General features: G+C 68.8%; 20 protein-coding genes. 2 read left to right on the forward strand and 18 right to left on the reverse strand.

Annotated features, from left to right (window positions below):
• Nucleotides 1-29: 29 nt before the first annotated feature.
• The 13 genes from ACT01A_RS07770 to ACT01A_RS07830 form a co-directional block, all read right to left on the reverse strand.
• Nucleotides 30-2246: an NHL repeat-containing protein gene (locus ACT01A_RS07770; protein WP_445151672.1), complete on the reverse strand. Its 2217-nt coding sequence runs from the start codon at nt 2244-2246 to the stop codon at nt 30-32.
• Nucleotides 2247-2358: 112 nt separating this feature from the next.
• Nucleotides 2359-3627: a lytic transglycosylase domain-containing protein gene (locus ACT01A_RS07775; protein WP_445151673.1), complete on the reverse strand. Its 1269-nt coding sequence runs from the start codon at nt 3625-3627 to the stop codon at nt 2359-2361.
• 37 nt (nt 3628-3664) lie between these two features.
• The gene (locus ACT01A_RS07780; RefSeq protein WP_445151674.1) at nt 3665-4315 is read right to left on the reverse strand and encodes a hypothetical protein; all 651 of its coding nucleotides are present in this window, start codon (nt 4313-4315) and stop codon (nt 3665-3667) included.
• Between the two features lie 8 nt (nt 4316-4323).
• Nucleotides 4324-4806, reverse strand: a complete 483-nt coding sequence (locus tag ACT01A_RS07785; RefSeq protein ID WP_445151675.1) for a hypothetical protein — start codon at nt 4804-4806, stop codon at nt 4324-4326.
• Nucleotides 4803-5153, reverse strand: coding sequence for a pilus assembly protein (locus tag ACT01A_RS07790; protein WP_445151676.1), 351 nt, complete (start codon nt 5151-5153; stop codon nt 4803-4805). Before ACT01A_RS07790 ends, ACT01A_RS07785 begins: the two co-directional genes overlap by 4 nt.
• Before the next feature lie 54 nt (nt 5154-5207).
• Complete coding sequence (locus ACT01A_RS07795) at nt 5208-5567, reverse strand: hypothetical protein (protein ID WP_445151677.1); 360 nt, start codon at nt 5565-5567, stop codon at nt 5208-5210.
• Between the two features lie 85 nt (nt 5568-5652).
• Nucleotides 5653-6501, reverse strand: coding sequence for a response regulator transcription factor (locus ACT01A_RS07800; protein WP_445151678.1), 849 nt, complete (start codon nt 6499-6501; stop codon nt 5653-5655).
• A gap of 129 nt (nt 6502-6630) precedes the next feature.
• Nucleotides 6631-7329, reverse strand: a complete 699-nt coding sequence (gene phoU, locus ACT01A_RS07805; RefSeq protein WP_445151679.1) for a phosphate signaling complex protein PhoU — start codon at nt 7327-7329, stop codon at nt 6631-6633.
• A complete protein-coding gene (gene pstB, locus ACT01A_RS07810; RefSeq protein WP_445151680.1) occupies nt 7329-8240 on the reverse strand; it encodes a phosphate ABC transporter ATP-binding protein PstB in 912 nt (303 codons plus the stop codon). Before pstB ends, phoU begins: the two co-directional genes overlap by 1 nt.
• Nucleotides 8237-9118 carry a phosphate ABC transporter permease PstA gene (gene pstA / locus ACT01A_RS07815; protein WP_445151681.1) on the reverse strand — a complete coding sequence of 294 codons (882 nt, stop codon included), beginning with the start codon at nt 9116-9118 and terminating at the stop codon, nt 8237-8239. The genes pstB and pstA overlap by 4 nt, the downstream gene beginning before the upstream one ends.
• A complete protein-coding gene (pstC, locus tag ACT01A_RS07820; RefSeq protein ID WP_445151682.1) occupies nt 9115-10116 on the reverse strand; it encodes a phosphate ABC transporter permease subunit PstC in 1002 nt (333 codons plus the stop codon). The genes pstA and pstC overlap by 4 nt, the downstream gene beginning before the upstream one ends.
• A gap of 24 nt (nt 10117-10140) precedes the next feature.
• Nucleotides 10141-11253 (reverse strand): phosphate ABC transporter substrate-binding protein PstS, encoded by a 1113-nt coding sequence (pstS, locus tag ACT01A_RS07825; RefSeq protein ID WP_445151683.1) that lies wholly within the window; start codon nt 11251-11253, stop codon nt 10141-10143.
• A 60-nt stretch (nt 11254-11313) separates the two neighbouring features.
• Nucleotides 11314-11673, reverse strand: a complete 360-nt coding sequence (locus ACT01A_RS07830; RefSeq protein ID WP_445151684.1) for a winged helix-turn-helix domain-containing protein — start codon at nt 11671-11673, stop codon at nt 11314-11316.
• A gap of 117 nt (nt 11674-11790) precedes the next feature.
• Here ACT01A_RS07830 and ACT01A_RS07835 point away from each other — a divergent pair, with 117 nt between their 5' ends.
• Nucleotides 11791-12423, forward strand: a complete 633-nt coding sequence (locus tag ACT01A_RS07835; protein ID WP_445151685.1) for a DUF47 domain-containing protein — start codon at nt 11791-11793, stop codon at nt 12421-12423.
• A gap of 126 nt (nt 12424-12549) precedes the next feature.
• Here ACT01A_RS07835 and ACT01A_RS07840 read toward each other — a convergent pair whose 3' ends face one another.
• Nucleotides 12550-15252 (reverse strand): hypothetical protein, encoded by a 2703-nt coding sequence (locus ACT01A_RS07840; protein ID WP_445151686.1) that lies wholly within the window; start codon nt 15250-15252, stop codon nt 12550-12552.
• 9 nt (nt 15253-15261) lie between these two features.
• Nucleotides 15262-18813 carry a hypothetical protein gene (locus tag ACT01A_RS07845; protein WP_445151687.1) on the reverse strand — a complete coding sequence of 1184 codons (3552 nt, stop codon included), beginning with the start codon at nt 18811-18813 and terminating at the stop codon, nt 15262-15264.
• Between the two features lie 1512 nt (nt 18814-20325).
• Between ACT01A_RS07845 and ACT01A_RS07850 the strand changes: the two genes are divergently transcribed.
• Complete coding sequence (locus ACT01A_RS07850) at nt 20326-20790, forward strand: CYTH domain-containing protein (protein ID WP_445151688.1); 465 nt, start codon at nt 20326-20328, stop codon at nt 20788-20790.
• An 84-nt stretch (nt 20791-20874) separates the two neighbouring features.
• Here the strand turns inward: ACT01A_RS07850 and ACT01A_RS07855 are convergent, their stop codons facing one another.
• From ACT01A_RS07855 to ACT01A_RS07865, 3 genes are read right to left on the reverse strand one after another with little or no spacing between them, the layout of a single operon-like run.
• Nucleotides 20875-21306: a hypothetical protein gene (locus ACT01A_RS07855; protein ID WP_445151689.1), complete on the reverse strand. Its 432-nt coding sequence runs from the start codon at nt 21304-21306 to the stop codon at nt 20875-20877.
• The gene (locus ACT01A_RS07860; protein ID WP_445151690.1) at nt 21306-21980 is read right to left on the reverse strand and encodes a hypothetical protein; all 675 of its coding nucleotides are present in this window, start codon (nt 21978-21980) and stop codon (nt 21306-21308) included. Before ACT01A_RS07860 ends, ACT01A_RS07855 begins: the two co-directional genes overlap by 1 nt.
• Nucleotides 21977-22744: a hypothetical protein gene (locus ACT01A_RS07865; protein ID WP_445151691.1), complete on the reverse strand. Its 768-nt coding sequence runs from the start codon at nt 22742-22744 to the stop codon at nt 21977-21979. Before ACT01A_RS07865 ends, ACT01A_RS07860 begins: the two co-directional genes overlap by 4 nt.
• Between the last annotated feature and the right edge of the window lie 4 nt (nt 22745-22748).

The raw sequence follows: 22748 nt of genomic DNA on the forward strand, positions 1-22748 counted from the left end.
CCCGATCAAGGGCGGCGAAGAGGTCCTGTTCAGCGGAAGGTCCATGTGATCGTGCCGATGTCCTCCACGCCGTCCTTCGCGGTCGCGACCACGACGATCCCCGCGCCGACCGAGCCGCCGGCGCGCACCGCGCTGCGCATCGCCTCCACGGTCGCCGCCGCGGCCTTCACCGTGATCACCGAGCCGTCGCGGATCGCGGTCAGCTTGTAGGACTTGGCGGTGCCACGGCCCAGGACGCCAACGCTCGCCTCCTGCACCGCCAGCGTGCAGGTGCGCGCGCAGGTCGCCTTGATCGTGCCGAGCGTGGTCGCGGGCGCGTCGCTGCGTCGCTCGGTCTTGACCTTCAGGCCGACCGGCTTGGGCGTCTGGCCCTTGGCGGTCGGCGTGCCGGCTGGGGCGCAGCCGGTGGCGGCGCCCGCGTCCGCGAACCGCACGATCCGGTTGTTGCCGCTGTCGGCGACGAGCAGGCCGCCGGCGCAGTCGAGGTCCAGGCCGCGCGGCTCGGCGAGCTGGCCGTCGCCGGTCCCGGGCGCGCCGAGCGTCTCGGCGATCGTGCCGTCGGCGGTGAAGCGCAGGAGGCGGTCGTTGGCCGCGTCGGAGACCCAGGCGCCGCCGCCGGGGATCGCGACGAGGCCGGCGGGGCGCGACGGATGGGCGCCGGCGCTGACTGGGCGCGGGACGGTCCAAGCGCTCAGCCGCTTCCCGGTGTGGTCGTAGCGGATGATCGTGCCGTCCTTGGGCTTGACCTGGTGGGGCGAGGTGCCTTCGGTGACGGCGATCGTGCCATCGGCCAGCGCGGCGATCGCGGCGGTCGAGCGGCCGGTCAGGTTGCGCTCGCCGAGCCACGTCGGCTTGGTGTCCTTGACGATCCGCGCGAACGTGCCGGTCCCTTGGACCGCCCACTGTGCGCCGTCGGGGCCGATGTCGAAGCTCGTCGCCCCCGCCTGGCCGAAGCCCGGGGTGAAGATGCGGTCGACCGCGCCGTCGCGGTACTCACGCACGTCGCCGACGTCCACGACCTGCACCGCGCGATCGCTAGCGAAGTCAATCGCATTGGGTTGGACGACGATCGCGGTCGAGTTCTGGAACGACCGGCTCTGCGCCCAAGCCCCGGCAAAGCGACCGTCGAGCGAGAACCACGAGATGCGCCCGTTGCCGTCGGCGACCGCGACCTCGCCGAGGCCGTTGGCGGCGACGTCGGCGGGCGAGCTGACGTAGGGCTGCTTGCGCCCGTTGATCCCGATCGTGCGCACGTAGCCGCCGGTGGCGGTGAACTGCTGGACGCGGTCGTTGCCCGCGTCGGCGACAACGAGGTTGCCGTTGCCGAGGACCGCGACCGCGCGCGGGTAGACGAACTTGCCGTGGCCGCCGCCCTGCGAGCCCCACGCGCGCTTGCGCTGGAGCTTGCGATCGAGCTGGATGATGCGGTGGTAGCTGTTGTCGGCGACGTACGCGCCGCCGTTGGCGTCGAAGGCGACGTCGTAGGGGAAGCTCATGTCGACGCCCTTGCTGTCGCGCACGTAGCGGCCGGAGGTCGTGAGCTCGACGACGCGGTGGTGGCCGTCGTCGGCGACCAGCAGCCGCGAGCCCTTGACCGCCAGCCCCTGCGGCGTGTCGAGCTTGCCCTTCCCGATGACCTTGGGGTTCTGGCCGGTCAGCGTGAAGCGCTGGACGCGGTTGTTGCCGGTGTCGGCGACGTAGACGGCATCGCCGGAGACCGCGATCCCGCCGCTGGCCGACGACGCCGCGTACCCGCCGCTGCCGGTGCGGAACTGGCCGCGCCCACTGCCGTTGCCGCCGAAGCAGCGCACAGAGGCGCCGTTGGCGTCGAAGACCTGCACAAGCTGCTGGTCGGAGTCCAACACATAGGTGTTGCCCTGGCCGTCGACGGCGAGCCCGCCAATCGCACCCAGCCGCCCACAGCCCTCGCCGCGCAGCCCGAACGAGCCGACGTAGCGGCCGTCGCGGAAGCGCTGGACCCGACCGGAGAAGTGGTCTCCGACGAGCAGGTCACCGCCGGGCGCGACCGCCACGGCCTCCGGCAGCCGCACGACGCCGGGCGCGTCGCCGAAGGAGGTCACACCGCCGGCCTGGGCAGCGTCGGCCTGCGCGTTCGCCTGCGCGGGGATCGCCGCGACACCGCTCGCAAGCACGAGGACGGCCACACCCGCGGTCGTCCCGGCGCGCGCGACGCGGCCGAGCGTGGCCGTGGCGATCAAGGAGGTCAACGCAATTCGCCCGATCATGGCGCGGCACGCTAACCGGGAGCCGGGCGTCCTACATCAGGGGAGTCCCTAAAACGCCCGTGAGCCGCATCGCCGCCGATCCTTGAGCGGCGAGCCAATGACCAGACGGCGTTCACGCCACCAACCGGACGGTGAGGGTCGCGGAGGATGTGGACGGGTCTCCGGCGCCCGACAGAAGCCCGAGGATCGCCGCGACGTACGCCGTCGTCTCCGGAATCGCAGGGATGCAGCCGCACGCGGCGACGGCCTTCGGACCCGCGTTGTAGGCCGCGAGCGCGAGCGGGACCGAGCCGAACTGGGCCAGGAGATCGTGCATGAGATGCGCCTGGGCGAGGATCGCCGCTTCGCCGTCGAAGGGGTTGCTCAAGTTGTAGTCCTTCGCCGTGCCCGGCATGAACTGCGCGATGCCCTGCGCGCCCGCGGAGGAGACGGCGTAGGGGTTGAAGTGCGACTCCTGGTAGAGCTGCGCGGCCAGCAGGGCGGCGCCGACGTTCCACCGCTGTGCCGCGCGCGAGATCGGCTGGGCCCAGCGCTCGGGGACGAACGACGGGACGCCGGAGCGGCCATCGCCGGGGCCGTAGCCGACGCTGCGGGTGCCCGTCGATCGCGTGTAGCCGAAATGCCAGTCCTCCCAGTCGTAGCGCTTCTTAAAGCCAAACCGCGACGCGTTGCGCGCCAGCCAGCCGTAGGCCGACGCAGGCCCGAGGTCGAGCTCGGTGCCGAGGCGGTGCAGCGACGTGCCCGGCCGCGCGACCCATTTGGGATCCGGGTGAGCTGCGAACAGCGCCGCCTGTTCGGCGTCGGTGCGGAACGCGCTCGTGATGACCAGCGCGATCCCGTCGCGGCGTGCCGCCGCTTCCATCCGGTCGAACGCCAGCGCGACGTCGGGGCGCATCCGCTTGCCTTGACGTTCGGCGAACGGCCCGGGGTACTCGCCCGACAGCGACGCGCCCGCCCCTGGCGTCGCGACTACCGCGATCTCGGCGACCGCTCGCGCAGGCCGCTTCACCTCCCGGCCCGCCACCTCCATCGGATCCTCGACCGTCACCGCGATCCGCGTCGGCGCCAGCTGCTCCTCCCCATCCGGGAACGTCACGGCCACCCGCTCCGCCCCGTTGCGCTGCGCCGTCTGGAACGCGATCCGCCGCGCGATCGCGAGGTACTGGGCACGCTCCAGATGCCTCGGGTTCGGGACACCCCGATCCAACTCGACCGGCTCGAACACCCGCGGCTGCGCCGCCACCATCGCCTCCGCCCCGGCCAAAGCCGCGATGTCGGCCACGCCCCGCCGCTCCTGGTGCACCCCAATTCCCATGGCCAGCGCCGCAAGCAATGCCCCGCCAAGCACGAGCGAGAGCAGCAGCGCGAGCAACAGCACCATCGCCTGACCGGACTCGCCATCCCGCCACGTCCGCCGCTCACCCATCGCGATCCCCTCCGAGCGCCGCCGTCGCCGCGGCGCGCAGGCCGGGCGAGAACGGACGGCCGGTGCTCGCCACGAGCGAGCCGAGCGGCGTGTCGGGTAGGTCGATACGAGCCACGCTGCGCCCGAGCGCCGCCGCCTCGTCGAGCGCGAGGTCGCCGAGGCCGGGCGGCGCATCGAGGGCGGTGACGACGACCAGGCGGTCCAGCGTGGCCAGGAGCGGATCCAGCGCGGGCGGGCGCGGACCCGCGACGAGGACAACCAGCGGCGTCTCCTCCACCGCGACGAGGAGGCGCTCAACAGCGGCACGGGCCTCCGCAGGCTCCGCCGCCAGCCCGACCGTCACGAGACGTCCGCGCGCCGCCGCCTGCACACCACGCCGCTCCAAGCGGTCCGCCAACCGCCGCGCCGATATCGACGCCAACCCCGGCCGCGGCGCCGCCTCACGTCCATCCCACCGACAGATCACCGCGCATCGCGCCCGCCGCGCGCCCATCGTTGCCAGGGCGACCGACGCCGCCGCGATCGCGCCCTCGCGCGGCGGGCCGAGCACGCCGACCGTCGCCGGCACGACTCGCTCGGCGACACGCCGCGCAGGTGCGCCGTCCGCCGGAGCCAGGAAGAGATCGCGGAGCCGAACCGACACGTGCGCGGTCATGCGGCGAGCGCCGCTCGGTCGACCGGTGAGGAGGCGCCAGGCTTCGCGGACCCGTTACGCGCGGGCGAAGCGACGAGCGCGCGGTGCCCCGCTCGCACCGCGTGGCGTGGGAGAGCGCGCGATGCGGCGGTCGGCCCCGGTCCCGCGTCTGCCTCGGCGGTCACAACGAGCAGACGAGCGGTGCCCGGCACGAACGTGCGGGGCCGTAGGCGGACGCGGATGTGGCGACCCGTAATCCTCACCGTCAGGCCGTCGCGAGACCAGGACGGCGCGGCGGCGTGAGCGGCGGCGGCCGGATCGCCGGTGTGCTGTAACACGGCTTCAGCAGCGGCTTCAGCAGCGGAGGTCGCCGCGGTATGTGCCGCGCCGGTGGCGAGGAGCTGGGCAAGGCAGAGGGCCACGAGCGCGATCAGCGGCAGAAGGCCGAGCAGCTCCACGGAGGACTGGCCGGCGTCGTCGTCGGCGGCAGCGCGGATCATCGCTGCGGCTCCATGCGCGCGTGGCCGGTCGCGGAGCCAAGACCCACCCCACCGACGACAGCCGGAATCGGCAAGCGGACCGTCGCCACGCCTTCCCGCGTGACGCGTACCCGCACGCCATCGGCAAAGGGCGACGGCAACGCGGCCGAGGCAGCACGAGCAGCCCGGGCCGGGTCACCGTCGATCGCCGCCGCCCGCGCCGCCTCACGCGCCGCGACGGTCGCCAGCCACCACGTCTCCCCCGCTACCAGCGCCTGCCAGGCCAGCGCGATCGCCAGCCCCAGCGCGGGCAGCAGCGCGAGCAGCTCGACTGAGGCTTGACCGGAGTCCGTGCGTGCGATCCGCATGCCCGCAACGTCGCGGGCCAGGCGTCACGGATCTACACGCGAAGGTGACGAAACTCAGTAGCCGTAGGCGCGATGGTGGCGCCAGACGGCGTAGGCGCCGCCAATGGCCCCGGCGAAGAGCAGGATCAGCACGAAGCTGCCTGCGCCGCTGTCGGTCAGCTTGTCCCGGCCCGCGAAGGCGACGACCAGCGCGCCGAGCGACGCGTAGGCGATCGCGCGGTACTTGTCGCCCAGAGAGAAGACCGCCACGCGGTTCTCGCGGTAGAAGCGGATCCCGAGCAGGACGAAGATGACCGAGATCCCGATCGACAGCACCCGCCCGATGAGGCCGGCGGCGTCGCCGCCACCCGGCAGGAACGCGACCACCGCGGCGATCGCGACGAGGATCAGGACGTTGCGGACCGTCTTGCTCACGGTCTCAGAGGATACGCCCTCGCGGAGCAGCGCCCGGCCCGCGTTGCCGCCCGCGCCGTGCGCGAGCGGCTACCGAGCGCGTGACCTAGGAGGTCAGCGCGCGCAGCTCGGCCTCGACGTCGCCGGCGTCCAGCGCCAGCGTCGCCGGCGCGGGACCGTCGGCCGGCTCGGCCGTGGCGGCCTCGAACTCGCGATCGGCGGCCTCAGAGCCGTCGACCGGCTCGGCCGCGAAGCGGTAGCCGACGCCGAAGTGGGTGTGGATGTAGCGCCACTCCGGCGACGCCTTCTCCAGCTTCTGGCGCAGCTTGCGGACGAACACGTCCACCGAGCGATCGCCGCGCGCCATGGCGTAGCCCCACACGCGCTGGTAGATCTCCTCGCGCTCCAGAACGCGCCCCTCGGACCCGGCCAGCAGCTCGATCAGCTCGAACTCGCGGCGCGTCAGGTCCACAGAACGCCCATCCACGAACGCCTGGAAGCGATCCGACCGGATCTCCAGCTCGCCCGCGGCGACCGGGCCCCGCTCGGCGCGCGCATCGGCGCGGCGGCGACGGCGGACGACCGCTTCGACGCGAGCGATCAGCTCCTCCGGGTGGCACGGCTTCGACAGCCAGTCGTCGGCACCGAGACGCAACCCACGGACGCGCTGAGCGACCGTCGACTGCCCCGTGCAGACAACCACCCCGAGGCCCGGCAGCTCCGAGCACAGGCGGTGCAGGTACTCCCAGCCGCTCGGGCCGAGCACGGCCAGGTCCACCACCAGCGCGCTGAGGCGCATGGCGACGATGGTCTCGACGGGCACCGCCGAGGCGAGCGTCCGGTGCTCCCACCCCAAGCGCTCCAAGCGCTTGTCCAGCACCTGCAGGAAGCCCGAGTCGGTGTCGATCACGGCCAAGCGCAAAGGCTGGGCCGACGTGCCACGTTCGGTCGTCATCTCGACCATCAGTCTAAACAGCCGCCCCGCCAACTGGCCCAGAAAACCATGCGAGGATCACAACAAAATCACAACTGAATTTCCGGTCGTAGCGGGCGTTACAAGGCACCACCCGCCTTGACGACCGGATCAGACCAACGGACGCGGCTGGGACGAGTCGGAAAACTCGCGGAACAGCCCCGTGACGATGAACGCCGTCTGCTCGCCGATATCGACCGCGTTGTCGCCAACGCGCTCCAGCGCCCGGGCGACCATCACCATGTGCATGCCCCACTCGCGCGTGTCGGGATCGGTCCCGATGTCGATCGCGAGCTGGAAGATCTCGCGGTTGAGCAGGTTGATCTCACGGTCCTGGCGCACCAGGTCCTCCGCCAGCTCGACGTCGCGCGTCGCGAACGCCACCTTGGACTGCTGAACCTCGGACCGCGCCGCGCGGCCCATGCGCAGGATCCGCTCCAGGACCTCCTCGCGCACCGGCGGCTCGTGGCCGGTCAGCGGGATCGTCTTGGCGATGTTCACGCACTGGTCGCCCATGCGCTCGATGTTCTTCATGATGTGCAGGAGCGCGGCGACGACCCGCAGGTCGGTCGCGACCGGCGCCTGCAGCGCGAACAGCGACAGCAGCTCCTGGTGGACCTCGAGGTAGCGGCCGTCGATGAGGTCGTCGTTGCCGATGACCATCGCGGCCAGCTCGACGTCCTGGTGCTCCAGCGCCTCCAGGACCTTGTCGAGCTGCCCGACCACGAGGTCGAGCCCGCCCAGCCCTTGTGCCTCGACGCGCGCCAGCTCGTCAGCGAAGTGCTGGCGCGTCCCCCCGCCGCCGGCCATCAGCCGAACTTCCCGGTGACGTACTCCTCGGTCCGCGAGTCCGATGGGTTGGTGAAGACCCCGTTGGTCGGCGCGTGCTCGATCAGCTCGCCGGCCAGGAAGAACGCCGTCGTGTCCGCCACGCGCGCGGCCTGCTGCATGTTGTGCGTGACGATGACGATCGTGAAGCGCGTCTTGAGGTCGTCGATGAGCTCCTCGATCTTCAGCGTCGCGATCGGGTCCAGCGCGGAGCACGGCTCGTCCATCAGAATGACCTGCGGCTCAACCGCGATCGTGCGGGCGATGCACAGGCGCTGCTGCTGACCGCCGCTCAAGCCGATGCCCGGCTCACTCAGGCGGTCCTTGACCTCTTCCCACAGCGACGCACCGCGCAGTGACTTCTCGACGCGCTCCTTGAGGTCGATGCCCTTGATCCCGTTGAGCTTGAGCCCCGCCGCCACGTTGTCGAAGATCGACATGGTGGGGAACGGGTTCGGCTTCTGGAAGACCATGCCGATCGCGCGGCGCACAGCCACGACGTCGACCGACGACCCGTAGATGTCGGCGTTGTCGAGCAGGACCTTGCCCTCAGCGCGCGCGCCCGGGATCTCCTCGTGCATGCGGTTCAGACACCGCAACACGGTGGACTTGCCCGAGCCCGACGGCCCGATCATCGCCGTGACCTTGTTGGGGGCGTACTCGATGGACACGTCCTTGATCGCGTGCCCGGAGCCGTAGTAGGCCTGAAGGCCGGTGACCGAGATGCCCGGCGCGGCGTTGGTGACAGGCGCCGTGGGGCCGTCGTGGTGGGCGAGCTCGCCCAGCGAGGCGCCGCGGGAGGGCAGCGACGCGCGCGGCGCCCCTGCGCCGGTCTCGCCAGAGGTGATGTCGTCGGTCATGGTGATGGTCTTGGTGTCCGTCGGGTCGGTCACGAGAGTCGGCTCCTGCGCGACGCGAGCCGCGCGATGAGGGTGGTGAGCAGGATCAGGCAGACCAGCGCGAGCGCCGAGCCCCAGGCGCGCTGCACGAGCTGGTCGTTCGGCGATCCCACGTCGGTGAAGATCTGCACCGGCAGCGAGTTCATGCGGTCGCCGAGGTTGAACGTGGTGCCGTTGACGATCGTCGCCGTGAACAGCAGCGGCGCGGTCTCTCCGGCGGCGCGGGCCACGGCGAGCAAAGACCCCGTGATGAGGCCCGGCAGCGCGGTCGGCAGGACGACCTTCATCGTCACCCGCCAGCGCGGCGTGCCGAGGGCGAGCGCGGCCTCGCGCAGCCCGTCGGGCACGAGCAACAGGACGACCTCCGCCGAGCGCGTGACGACCGGGAGCATCAGCAGCGCCAGCGCGACCGAGCCCTTCCAGCCTGCGAACGACGAGCCGCCCCAACCGCCCAGCACGAGCGTCACGTACACGAACAGGCCGAAGACGATCGACGGCACGCCGGTCATCACGTCCACGAAGTAGCGGACGGTGGCGGCGAAGCGACCCTTGCGGCCGTACTCCACCAGGTAGAGGGCGACGCCCCAGCCGAGCGGGATCGCGATCACCGAGGCCAAGAGCACCATCTCGATCGTGCCGAGCAGCGCGCTCTTCACGCCGCCCTGGTCGCCGAGGAAGTTGCCGGTCGGGTCCTTGGTGAAGAAGTCGATCGACCAGGCGCCGAGGCCCTTACTCAACAGGTAGTAGATGACCAGTACGAGCGGGATCAGCGCGATGACCGTCGCCGCGGCGAGCACGCCGCGCATGACCTTGTCGGTGGTCTTGCGCCGCCCGTTGAGCGGGGCCAGCGCAGAAGACGGGAGCGCGCTCATGCGGCACCCCCGGGAACGGCCTTCACTTTCGTGCCCTTCTGCTCAGCCCGTCGCACCAGCCCGCGTGCGGCGAAGTTGATCAACAACGTCAACACGAACAACACGAGGCCCGCGGCGAACAGCGCGCCCGCGTGGACCTTGTCGTTGGCGGCCTCGCCGAACTCATTGGCGATGACCGCGGCCAAGGTGTAGCCCTGGTCGAAGATCGCCTTGCCGATCGTCGGCGAGTTGCCGATCACCAGCGTCACGGCGATCGTCTCGCCGATCGCACGGCCGAGGCCGAGCATCGCGGCGCCGGTGATGCCCGCGCGCGAGTACGGCAGCACGGCCATCCGGATCATCTCCCAGCGCGTCGCGCCGAGGGCCAGCGAGGCCTCCTTGAGGTCCGGTGGCACCGTCGAGATCACCTCGCGCGAGATCGCGGAGACGATCGGCAGGATCATGATCGCCAGGATCAGGCCGGCGATGAAGTAGTTGGGGCCCGCGACGTTCCCGCCCACGAACGGCAGGAAGCTGAAGCTGTCGCTGAACCACTGCTCGGCGGGCTTCAACTTGGGGATCAACACGAAGATCCCCCACAACCCGTAGACCACCGACGGCACGGCGGCGAGCAGCTCCACCAGGATGACCAGCGGGGAGCGGACGCGGCGCGGCGCGAGCTCGGTGATGAAGAGCGCGGTGGCGACCGCGATCGGCACGCCGATGACCAGCGCGATCGCGGCGGTGACGAGCGTCCCGACGACCAACGGCCAGGCGCCGAAGATCTCCTTCGACGGGTTCCAGTCGTTGGTGAACAGGAACGAGAAGAAGCCCTGGTGGCTAAGCGCCGGCCACGCCTTGTTGATGAGGTAGACGAAGAAGAACGCGATCAGCGCGAGGATCAGCCCCGCGAGGGTCGCGAGGATCGCCTTGAACAGCGGGTCTGCGCGCCGCGCCGACGGCGACCGCTCCAAGATGGAGCGGCCGCCGCGGCGGACGTCAGGGGTGGTGGTGGCCATCAGGCTCCCGATCAGGCGATCTCGCTAGGAGATCGCGGTCCCGTTGCAGGTGAGCGCGTCGACGGCGGCCTGGTCCTTGGTCTTCAGGCTGTCCGGGATCGGCGCGTAGGACAGCTTCTGGATCGTGTCCTGGCCCTCGTTGAGGAGGTAGTTGAAGAAGAACTTCAAGCCCTTGGCCTTGGCCTCGTCGAGACCGGCCTTGCAGGCGTCCTTGTAGGAGATCGCGAACGTCTGGGAGACGATCGGGTAGGCCTGATCGCCGGGCGCGTCGATCGTGGAGACGCCGAGGTCCGCGGGGACCTCGATGCCCTCGGCCGCGGCCGAGGTCGACTCCAGCGTCGGGGCGACGAAGTTACCGGCCTTGTTCTTGACGTCGGCGAACGTGAAGCCGTTCTGCAAGGCGTAGGCCTGCTCGACGTAGCCAATGGCGCCGTCGGTCTGCTTCACCGAAGCAGCGACGCCGTCATTGCCCTTGGCGCCCGTGCCGGTCGGCCACTTGACCTCCTTGTCGACGCCCGGGCCGTCCTTCCACTCCGAGGAGTAGTTGGCCAGGAACTGCGTGAAGCCCTTGGTCGTGCCCGAGGAGTCCGAGCGGTGGACGACCGTGATCTTGGTCGACGGCAGGTCGGCGTCGGGGTTCGCGGCCTTGATCGCGGCGTCGTCCCATGACGTGATCTTGCCGAGGTAGATCTTGGCCAGCGTGTCACCGTCGAGCTTCAAGCCCGACTTGACGCCGCTCAAGTTGTAGGAGGCGGTGATGGCGCCGAGCGCGAACGGGATCTGGACGGCCTCGCCCTTCTTGATGGCGGTGCGGTCCTCATCGGCCAGGGCCGGGTCCGAGCCCGCGAAGTCGACCGTGCCGGCCGCGAACTGCGAGACGCCAGCGCCGGAGCCGACGCCCTGGTAGTTGATCGTCAGGCCCTTGTCCTTCAGGTCCGCGCCGAGCTGCTGGTAGATCGGGGCGGCGAACGTCGAGCCGGCGCCGTTGAGCGTGGCGCTGACCTTCTCGCTGCTGGACGCGCCGGCGGCAGAGCTGCCCGTCGAGGCGGACGAGCTGTCGTCGTCGCTACCGCAGGCGGCGACGCCGGTGGCGAGGGCGAGGGCCGCAAAGGCGGCCGGGACGATACGGGGGTTCACGTGCTGCACTCCTTGTCTTGTTGTCGCGCGGCAGGCTGACGCGGCAACGACCCCATCCTGTTATCGCGATGTGGTCGAGTTGTGAAAGACGTGTGAACCCTCGGGGGAGAAGCGATATCCGAACCCCACGTGGGTGTGAATAAACGCCCACGCGGGGAGCGCGGTCTCGAGCTTCACCCGCAGCTTGTGCACGTACACGTCGATCGAGCGATCGCCATCGCGCAGGTCGCTCCCCCACACCAAGCGGTACAGCTCGGCGCGGGACACGATGCGGCCGGTCCGCTGGACCAGCGCGACCAGAAGTCCGAACTCCCGGACCGAGAGCGTCAGCGCCCGGCCGGCAGCCAGGACCAAGCCGTCGTTGGGCCGGACCTCCAGCTCCCCCGCGTACAGCACGTCGTCCGTCTGCGCAGCCTCCATCACCGCGGGAGCCTCCCGCGCGGCGGCGCTGCTGCCGTGACCGTCCGGTGAACCGGGTGTGAACGACCTGTGAAGGCCGCGGGCCGGGCGGCCAGACGCGGTTAGGGTCGTGGAGGGATGGCCCTGTTCCGATCGACCGACACGGGCGTCCTCGACCTGATCGAGGAGTCCGGACGCAACGTGCAAAAGGCGACGTTGCTGCTCCGCGACCTGTTCGCGGACTACCCCGAGCGGGCCGACCTGGCCCGCGATCTCCTGCTCAGCGAGCAGGAGGGCGACCGGATCACGCACGACATCATCCACCGCCTCAACGGCGGCGGGAACGGCAAGCCGCCGATGGACCCGGCCGACGGGCACCTGCTGGCGACCGCACTGGACGACATCGTCGACTTCGCCGAGCAGGCAGCCGACGAGCTGTCGCTGTACGCGGTCGAGGCGCCGATGGAGCAGGCGACGCTGATCGCCGACGTTTTGGTCGGCGCCGGCGAGCAGGTCGCGCAGGCGCTGCGGTGTCTGCGTTCCGGCGCCGAGATCGCGCCGCACCTGGTGGAGATCCACCGGCTGGAGAACGAGGGCGACCGGCTATCACGCGACGCCGTCGCTTCGTTGTTCGCCAACGGCATCGACCCGATGGTCGTGATCCGCTGGAAGGACATCTTCGAGACGCTCGAGCAAAGCGTCGACGCGTGCGAAAAGGTCGCCCACGTGCTTGAGGGGATCTCGCTCAAGCGCCGAGGCAAGCGGCACTGAGCGCGGCGCGGTGGCCTGGCACTCTCGGGGAGAGGGGGTCATGCTCGTCCAACGGACGAGCATGACCCGGCGAAAGCGAAACGCCTTCTAAGCTCTCCCCCGCTCAGGCGCGGCGGTCGTCGAGAATCACCGCTGCCTGGTGGTCTTCTTGGCCTTCGCCGTCTTCTTGCATCCATCGATCGTCGGCTTGGCCCTCTGGGTCTGCACCAGCCCGTTCTGGCCGGTGATCCGCAGGGCGAACGTCATGTCCCGCTTGCAGGTGGACTTGCCCGAGACCACGAGGATCCCGTGCTTGCCGCCGTTGATCTTCAACTTGAAGCTCTTGATCGGAGCGTCAGGGATCGCGCTGAACGTGGTCACCAGCCGGTCGATTGAGTCGACCTCGGACTTGGCGTTCAGGTCGATCGTCACGCCGTCTCCGGACAGCGGGATCCACAAGTTCGGCAGGGTCGCGACGGTCCTGCCGGTCTTGGTCTTGCGGCGGCCTTCGACGAAGTAGACCGGCCCGCTGAGCTCGTGTGGCAGCACCGACTTCGCCGACGCGGTGCCGACGATCGATGACTTCGGGCAGCTGAACTTGGCCGCCTGCTCAGGCTTGCAAAGCGCCTGGGCGTTCTTGGGCTCGAGGACCAGGGCCAGCGGCAGCTTGGCCTCCACCTTGGCGATGTTCGTGCCACCCGACTTCTGGGTCACCGAGGTCTCGAGGCTGGGCGACGTGCCGTCCTTGGTGGACTTGCTGCCGCGCAACTTGAACTTGAACGTCTCCTTGAGGTCCAAGCCCTTGCACCCGCCGGACCGGAAGGCGACCTTCTGGTCGCTGCTCGCACCACCCAGCGCGCCGAAGCTGCCGAAGATCGACTGCGTCGCGCAACCGGTCGGGTTGAACATGAACTTGTCGCGATCGATCGTCAGGCGAACCTGCCGCAACCGCAGCGGGATGCCCTGGATGATCGTCGGCAACGGATCGGACTTCACCGTGACGTGCGCGTCCTTGCGGTCGACGTAGAGGCCGGCACGAACGGTGACCACGCCGAGGTCGAACGGCCCCGCCTGGCCCGCGGTCGGCACGGCGATCGAGAGCCCGAACGGCGCGTCCTTGTACGGGCCGGTCAGGTAGACGCCGCCCGTGAGGGCCAGCGGCTGCCCGCCGGGACCAGACTGCGCGGCGACCGTGCCGATCCGGCTCGCCGCCGGGCAGGAGCCAGCGTTGGCCGGGGCCGGCGCGCACTGCGAGACCGAGCTGATGTCGGCCAGGAGGCCCTTGGGGAGCGTCGCGTCGATGCGCTGGAGGAACGGCATGCCGTCCGAGCGCGTGAGCGCGAAGACGAAGCGCGTGAACTGCCCAGCCTGGGTGTTCGACGAGCCGGCCGTGAACGACGGCGCGAAGGGCTTTGCGTCGCAGTTTTCATTGATCGTCATTGGCGAGTCGAGCGCGACCGGCGTCGACGATGCCCACGACGTGATCTCGATGTGGGTGTTGTATTTCCCGCACGTGGTTGGCGTCGCCAGCGCCGCCTGCGAGCCGCCCGGGAACTCGATGCGCATGTGCGAGAAGGGCACCTGCGGCGTGTTGTCGAACGTCGCCGTCAACTGGCCGGTGTCCTGGTCTAGGTCGATCTTGCCCGGCAGCTTGACGTAGAAGCCGGGACCCTTGACGGCGAGGTAGAGCGCGACCAGCGAGCGGAACGGGTTGTCGTTCTGGGTGGCGAGGATGATGTCGCCGGTCAACGGGCCCTCGATCGGCGGAGACTCGATGGTGACCTTGCCGAGCTTGGAGGAGTCTGGGCAGGTGGGCGCGTCGTTGGTGCCGAGCCCGATTTGGGCGGGCGAGCACGCGCCGAGGCCGGCGGCCGAGGAGGGTGAGACCGACATTCCTTGCGGAAATTTCATGACTACGTTGCGAACATGAGCCGTGGCGAGACCGTCGGGATCGTCGCCCTGCGGCACATCGACGTCGACGGTCAGGCCCGTGGGTGCATCGGCCACCTTCGACGACGGAAGGACGTCGACCGTCGGCGCGAACGCGAGGCGCTCGCAGCCCTCGAAGGCCAGCGGCGTCCCGTCGATGTCGGTGGTCAACACCCGCGTGTCAAAGACGCCAAGATGCTCCCACGTGTCACCACGTGCGGTAAAGGACACCGGGGTGGTGGAGCAGGAGGTGGGCGAAGACAGGAAGGGGACGCGCGGAGCTTTGGTGGATTCAGGCGGCTGCTCGCTGCGCAGCGCGTCATGGATCGGATCGGCCGGAACGCCCCAGAAGGTGATGTCCGCGCCGAGAACCGCCAGGGCCTGCGACACCGCGAAGCTGCCGGAGGAGATGCCATAGTCGCCGGGCCTGACCCGCGCGTCGATCACGTTGACCACGCCCAGCACGTTGAACCCGAAACGCGCCGGCACGTCAGGCCCATGGGCGATGTTGTAGATGCCCACCGTGTAAGGACCGGTCGTGACGACACGGGCGGTCCCGACCTGTGAGGCGACCGGACAGGCTGCCTTCCCGACCCCCGCGTTGGCTAAAGCGACGGGGTCGCACGTCTCAAGGCCCGTCGGGTTGCCGACCAATCCGGGCGGCAAGTCCAAATCGACCGAGTGGATCGACTCGAGCGGGCCGGCCGGAGCCGGCTCGCCGCCGATGACCGGGCTGGGATCGGACGGCAATTCGATCGAGAACGTGAGATCGGGATGGGCTCCCGCCTGCCGCGAGAACTGCCCATCCGCACCGGTCAGCGAGACGCCGACGCGCTCGAAGTGGAAGTCCGCCTGGGCGGTCGCGGCCAGCGCGAGCACCAGGCCGACCAGCGACACCACCATGGTGATCCTGCGAATCATGGCCATCACCTACTTGCCGAGGGTCCGGGAGAACTTGGCCGACGAAGAGCCCCAATCACCGGTGAGCGTGACCTTCACCGACACCTTGAATCTCCGATGCGCCGCATGCAACTGACGCGCCTTGCGGGTGAGTGGGACCGTCATTGAGTAGATCCCTGCCTTGGCCACGTTGCGCACGCTCTTGACGACACGCGTGCCGCTGACCTGCACTCGCCCGAGCTGAGAAGCACGGAAGCTGATGCGCACGGACCGCGAGCCGACCCTTACCTTCGTCACCTTGATCCCGACGGAGGACTTGGGCGGCTTGGGACCCTCTTCCTGATTTGGGAGCTGAGGTGGCGCGCTTCCCGGCGATGGGCTCTCGACTGGTCCGGTGTTCGGCTCGCGGCAGTCGTTCCGCGCGCACCCGCCCCTCGAAGGCGGCGACTGGTTGAACGAGTTGGCCCGGAGGTCGTACACGTCGATCGACTCGTCGGTGTCCTGCCCGACCAACGGCTGATCGGTCGTGAAGAACACGTCGCTGCCGTCCGGTGTGGCATCGGCGAACCGCGCGGTGAAGCTGCCGTCGCCTGGGCTGATCAGCGACAGCTTGCCGTCCTGGTAGGAGTAGACGTCCCGCGACCCGTTGTGATCGGCCGAGACCAGCCGCGCAGCGGTGTCGAAGAACATCAGCCCGTTGTCATTGACGACCTGCGGTACCCGGTTGCTAACCGTCCTCGTCCCTCCAGGGAGGCCGAAGTCGCGCGCACCAAGACTGCCGTCGGGTGGGCACGAGACGCACACGTCGGTCTGGGTCGCAGCGTCGTAGAGGTGAACGGTCGAATTCTGCGAGTCGACATAGGCCAGATACCGGCCGTTGGGACTTGCGAAACGCTGGACGCCGAAACCGCCGGAGAGGTCCAGTGTCGACGACGTGAACGCGTGCGTTACACCGTCACGCCAGGAGTGCGAGCCACTGCCCGCTGCGTGGAAGAACACTGTCTGGGCGTCATCGCCTCCGACCGCGTAGACGGAGCCTGCGGACAGATCGGAGGGTTGGCCGATGTACACGAGGTCTCCGGTCTGGGTGTCGAGGCGGTACATCCAGAATGGGTCGAACGAAGACGAGTTGTCGGCCGTCAGCCGTGTGGCCGTGCGGAAGACGACATACCGTCCGTTACGACTGACTCCGTCGAGCCTGCCGCTCACCACCGTGTCGGGAGCTACCGCGCCGCCGGCCTTCGCTACAGAAACCGGGGTCGGCGCGCCGCCAAGGACACGGCGGTAGACCGCACCATCGCCGTCGCTCAGGTCGTAGTACATGGTGTTGCCATCGTCAGAGACGAACCGCGACAACAGCTCGTTCCCCGAGTCCGGTCGCTGGACGGAGTCGGCGGGTGAGCTCTGCAGCGTCAAGCCTCCGGCGCGCGACCAGCGGTACATCGCCGTCGGTGGCGCACTCGGCAGGAGGCTCCTCGGTGAGATGATCGTGATCCAGCTGAAGTCCGAAGCCCCGGCGAGGAACATGTTCTCGGTCTGCAGGCCAGCCATCGCCAAATATGCGCTGTGTCCTGGTGCCGAGCCGACCAGGGTGTAGTCCCGGGTGCGTAGATCGACGACGTAGATGTTGGCACCACCGTCGATCGCTCCTGCGGTTAGCGCGCGGTTGCTAACCACCAGAGCATGATTGAAGTCCGGCGAGATGGCCTGCGTGGTCACCTCGATAACGCCGCGCGGCACGTTGAGCGGCGGGTCGGTCGGGGTCCAGCGCAGCCAATCATCGTTGCCCCTGCGGCTCAAGTACCGCGTGAAGATCACCGCGCTCGGCGCGTCGGTCGGCGGCGCCGCCAAGGTGTAGCTCACGGCCGACCCGTCCGCGGCGGCCTGGAAGCCCAACCGGCTGTTGATCACGCCGCCCTTCTTGTCGACCGGGGTCACCTGCTCATAGCCTCGCGCTGGCGGAGGTGTGGCGGCCGTGACGAACGTGCGATCGGGCCCATTGGTTGTCCCGGCCACATTGGTGGCTACCAGCCGGAAGTGATAGGTCGTACCGGGCGCCAGCCCGCTGGTCGGACGGCTGACGACTCGCGGCGTGCGGCTCATCCCTGCCGGAGACTCATCACCAGCAGGGACGCGGCTGCCATAGGCCGTGGTCGGCCCGTACTCGAAGTGGTAGGTGGTCTGCCCGCCGTAGGTGTCGATCGTGCCGGTCAACTCCGCCGAGCTGGTGGTAATCGACGCCGCGGCACCGGTCTGAACGTTCGGCGGCGCGAGCGCGCTGTCAAACGACACCGTCGACGACGTGCTGTCGGTCACCACCCCGTTGGCGTACGTGGAATCGGCCGAAACACGGACCCGCCAGGAGTTGCTGGGCGTCACCGGCAGGTCATCCTCGATGGTCGCCGTGCCGGTGACGCTGTGATCGGCCAGGCGGACCCACGGGTTCCCTGAAGGGTTCGGATCCGAGACGGGATAGTCCCCGCAGGCAGCCGTTGCCGGGCAGTATTCAAAGCGCGCCACGGTCGACTGGCCGGCTCCTGCCACCTCGGCCGCGAGGTGGGCGCTGGTGCCGGTGACGGCGGACACGACGGGCGCGTCGACGCCGGGCTGGTCAGCCGGCACGAAGGTGTCCGCGGCCCCGCCCCCGTTGGTAGCGACATAGATGCGATCACTACCACCGTCCCACGCCAGACCACGGACCTCCTTCAAGGTCGGGAAGCGCGTCATGAACAGCTCCGTCCCTCCGGACGTAAAGCCCTTCAGGTAGGTCTGGTTTTGCCGGTTGATCGCCACCACGACGTCCCCGCTCAGCGGATTGACCGCCACACCCGTCACGTCACTTCCACTCCCAACCGACAACGCTCCTAGCGACGTGCCCCCCGAAGCGAACCGCTCCACCCGAGAACCGTTGTCGACCACATAGATCGTGCCGGTCGGCCCCACCGCCACGGCACCCGGATTCTGGAACACACCACCGGCGCTGTCGGCACCGTCAAACGAAGAGATCAACGAACCATCCGCCGCCGACACCCGCGCAACGCGCACCGTGCCCGCATCGGCCATCAACAGATCGTGTGAGACCGGATCGACCGCCAACCCATTCGGCACCGGAGGAGACAGCAACGACGGCACAAACGCCGGATCGACCGTATAAGCCGGCGTCGGAGCACCATCAGAGACATACTTCTCAAGCGCCGTCCCAAAGAACGAGTTCGCACCGACGTAGAGCGAACCGTTTGCAGGGTCGACCGCCACCTCCTGAGGGAAGTTCTGAGGCGACGTGTGGACCGTGGTGAGGAATGTCCCGCCCGCAGACCCGTCCGGCGCATAGACCGACACCGCTTGGCTTACCTGCTCCGCAAGAAAGATGTTGCCGGTCGACTGCTCTACAGCGACACCCGTGTGCTGGGCGCTGGCGCCTGTGCCCCCCGAGCCGAAAGTCGCCCCAGGCAGATACCCATAGGAGTCAATCGTGATCGCTCCTCTGGCGACCGGCACGACCAAGCACGACACCGACAGCACGACACCCACCACCAACATCAGGCGAGCACGCACCGATACGACCGCGGCACTGCGCATCATTCCGACCCATTTCCTCGTAAAAGCCAACGCCGCGTCACACTATGAGCTAACGCGAGAGAGCGACACTACACGGGAAGAATTTCCAGAGTCAACCCTGTTTCCGTTACGGACCGGTCCAACTTCTCAGATCAATGCACCGGCAATCCATCTTTTAGCGGCCGAAGACTCGATTACCGTTAGGTCCGCGATCACTGTTAGGCCGACGGCCCACCCCCGCAAGGGTGGGCCGTCAGATGGACTAGACCCTCCGAGAACTGCAGTTACGACCCTGCGCGATCAGTGATCACGCAGTGCGAACGATGTTCGGACCGTTGCCTCCGTTCGACGTGAGCGTGAACGTCGTCTCGTTCAGGTGCCCAGTGTCGTTCGGACCGAAGACACAAGCGGGGGAGGGACCGGTGACTCGCAGCGTCGACGTAGTAGTGAGAGTCAACGTGTCCGCACCGGCAGCCCGGTTGTGGTAAATCGCGTGGATCGCACCCGCGATGTGACAGAGCTTCGTCGTCGATGAGGGATGCCCGCCGAGAGTCACGCCGCAAGTCACGTCAGCGTCCCCAGTCGTGATAGTAGTCACGGTCGGCTGAGCGGCTGCAGTCAGGTTGTAGCCGCAGGCGACTGACGTTGCCTGACCGGCGAGGAGGCAGTTAGTAAAGGTGACCGTACCCGTAATACTGTAAATTGCGGTGCCGAACGAACCGGTGGCGTACGTGCCCGTGGCGCTCGTGGCCGGGCACGCCAGGTTGTTGCCAGTCGCAGACAGCGTCCCGGCGGGCGCCGTGGCCGTGAACGATCCGGTCCCCGCAACGTGCCACGTCACCGCGCTAGCCGTCCCAGCCATGGCGCTGACCACTGCCGCCACCGACGCCACGAGGACGACGAGACGAGAAATTCTACTCATGTGAATAATCACCTGATCTTGATATATGAGAGTTGCGGTGCAATTTGACACCGCAGGGCAACGGGCGCGCCGTGACGCTAGGACCCTCGCTACGAGATCAGCCGTTCAGTCTCCACCGTCGACCACTCAGCCTCATCGCTCACACGCCCTTCCGGTCTTGAGATCCGGCGGCTTGCAAGCCGGTGATCATGACACCGCACGCCCCCAGCCCCAGCCAGAGCCAGACGACACGACCTGCCATCCGGCCGTTGAAAGGGCCCGATCTAACGCCGTTCTTCTGCTACTCGGCGTCTAGACATGTAACACCCGTTAGGCATAGGCCACTATGCGCACCATATCTGGATATATCTCCCATTCTGGGCGCTGAACCTGACTTACTGTCTAAGTACGACGTCAGGACCACACGACCGCCCGTTGATCCTGCCGCTTCGGCACTTAAGGGTTCCGCCAGATGACGATCGACGGCCGACCCGCAGCATCAAGGATCGCGGTGTACCTGAACATCGCGTCGACCTGTGCGCCGTCTTCTCACTGCAAGCGTTCGACGCGCTGTCGGGCGCGTAGTTGCCACGAGGCGTGCCTCGGCCGCCGACGAGGTGCGACACTCGATGGCGATGCCCGAGATCGAGCGCAAGCTGCTCGTGGATGTGCCGCCGCCGCTGGATGACGGTACGTGGTCGGCGTCGCGGTTGGAGCAGGGGTATCTGGCGATCACCGATGATGCCGAGGTTCGGGTGCGGCGGACCGATGGTGGTGCGGCGCGGTTGACGGTCAAGTCTGCGCCCGGGCTGACGCGTGTGGAGGAGGAGCTGGAGCTGGATGGTGAGGCGTTCGGGCGGCTGTGGCCGTTGACCGAGGGGCGTCGGGTGGTCAAGACGCGGTGGACGCGGCGTGACGGCGATGTTCTCCTCGAGTTGGACATCTATGAGGGCTCGTTGAGCGGGTTGGCGACGCTCGAAGTCGAGTTCGCGTCCGAGGAGGCCGCGCACGCGTGGGCGCCACCAGCCTGGGCCGGCCGCGACGTCACCGGCCACAAGGCCTACGCCAACCAGTCGCTCGCGCTCTACGGCGCGCCCTAGCGGAGATGCGTGTCGTCTCGTGGTGAATAGATCACCACCAAACGACACGCGTCTCTGGTTCGGCCCTCGAACGCCCGTGCGCGACTAGCCGCGCCGCGGCACCGTCGTTCCGTCGCTCAGCGCTCGCGCTGAGGGTGGTGCCAGGGTCGGAGGTGCCTCGGCGGTCGGTGGTGGCACGACGGCGGCGCCGACGAGAGTCGCTTGGGCCTGGAGCATGAGCGGCTGGCCGCAGCGCCAGCAGTAAGCGGCGCCGCGGGAGTGAGGTGCGCCGCAGGCGCGGCATTGGCCGCCGACGCCTTGGTCGGCGTCGGCGACGAGGCGCTCGACTTCGCCGAGTTCGGCGTCGGCCTCTTGGAGCTCGGCGGCTTTGCGAACCAACACATCCAGGCGGAAGTGGTCGCGGATCGCCATCTCGTAGGTGAGACCGCCGAGGTCCCAGTGCAAGGTCGCGACCTTCTCGGCCAGCTCGTTGAGCCGGCGGTGCAGCTCGTCGGTGATCTCCGGGGTGGTCCTCATCAGCCGATCTCCTCCGTGTCGCTGCCGCCGCCGATGGGCTTGCTCTTGTCGACCGGCGGCGGCTCGCCGCCCGTGCCGAGGGTCTTGGGCAGCTTCTCGGACTTCTTGGTGTAGTCGTCGCCGCTGGCCTTGTCGAGGTCCTTGACCTCCGACGAGGCCTTGCTGTCGCTCTTGGAGGAAGACGATGCCTTCTTCTTGGAGAACTTGGTGGCGGTGTCGTCGTCGGCCGTGTCGGTCGCCGCGGGGGCGGTCGTGCTCGCGGGCGCGGACGTCGTCGCCGCCGCGGGCGCCGCGGCACTACCGCCGACCGTGATGATCTGCGGCGCTGCGTTGTTGCCGGCGCTGGCGTCGTCGCTCCCGAGGCCGCCGATCAGCACGCCGACGCCCAAGGCCAACAACAAGCAGGCGACGCCGGCCACCGCGGCGGCGTTCGTGCTCACGCGCCCAAGCCAGCTCGCGGGACCACTCGACGTCGTGCGCGTCACCGTCGTCTCAGGCGCGGCCGCGGCGGCGGCCGGGACCTGCCGGGCGAGGATCTCCAAGAACGGCAGGCGCGCCTCGGCGCGGCGGGCGCCGCACTGCAGGCAGTAGCGCTGGTCGGCCGCCAAAGGCGCGCCGCACGAGCGGCACGGGGCGTTCGGCTCGCCCAAGAGCGGGCGGTTCGGATCGGTCACTTCGTTGCTCCTGACAACACGGTGGGGGGCGCGACGCACTCCAGGTCGGCGCGCTTGGGGTCCCCGATGAAGAAGACGGTGAACTTGGTGGGCTTCTTGAGGGTCTTGGCCGGGTCGAGCTTCTCGACCACCGCGCGGCCTGCGGCGATCACGCGATCGCCGTCGCGCGCCACGCACGTCACGACCAGGCGCTTCTGCGGTATGTCGGACTCGTTGGCGATCGTGCCCTGCGCGTAGAACCCGTCCTCGTCCTTGTCGTGCATGACGTCGGAGATCGTGATCTTCGGCAGCGCACCGGGCGCTTTGCCCGTCGCCGCGCCAACGACCGCCGCGACCTTGGCGGCCTTGCCCGCGACCAAGATCTGGTTGTTGACCCAGTCGACTTCTTGGCCGGCCTCGATCACGGCCATCGACGTCAGCGACGGATCCAGGCCCGGGATGTCGTTGGCGTACAGCTTCTTGCCCTTGGCGTCGTCGACGGTGATCGCGATCGGCACCGCCGCCTGGACCGACCCGGTGTTCTTGATCCGGACGACCGCCGCGACGCCGTTGGGGTCCTGCACGATCGCCGACGTCTCGACCTTGATCGACGTATTGGGCTTGCCGATCTTCAGCCCTTGCTGCTGCTCCTCGAGCTCCTTGGAGGCCTTCGCCTCCGCCCTGGCGCTCTTCTCCGGCGTCGTCTCGACGCCAAGGCAGCCGGTCAAGCCGAAGACGGCCGCCGACGCGCCCACCGTCAACATGATGATCCTGCGTGCGCGCACCGCG

The sequence above is a fragment of the Baekduia sp. Peel2402 genome, assembly GCF_052567285.1.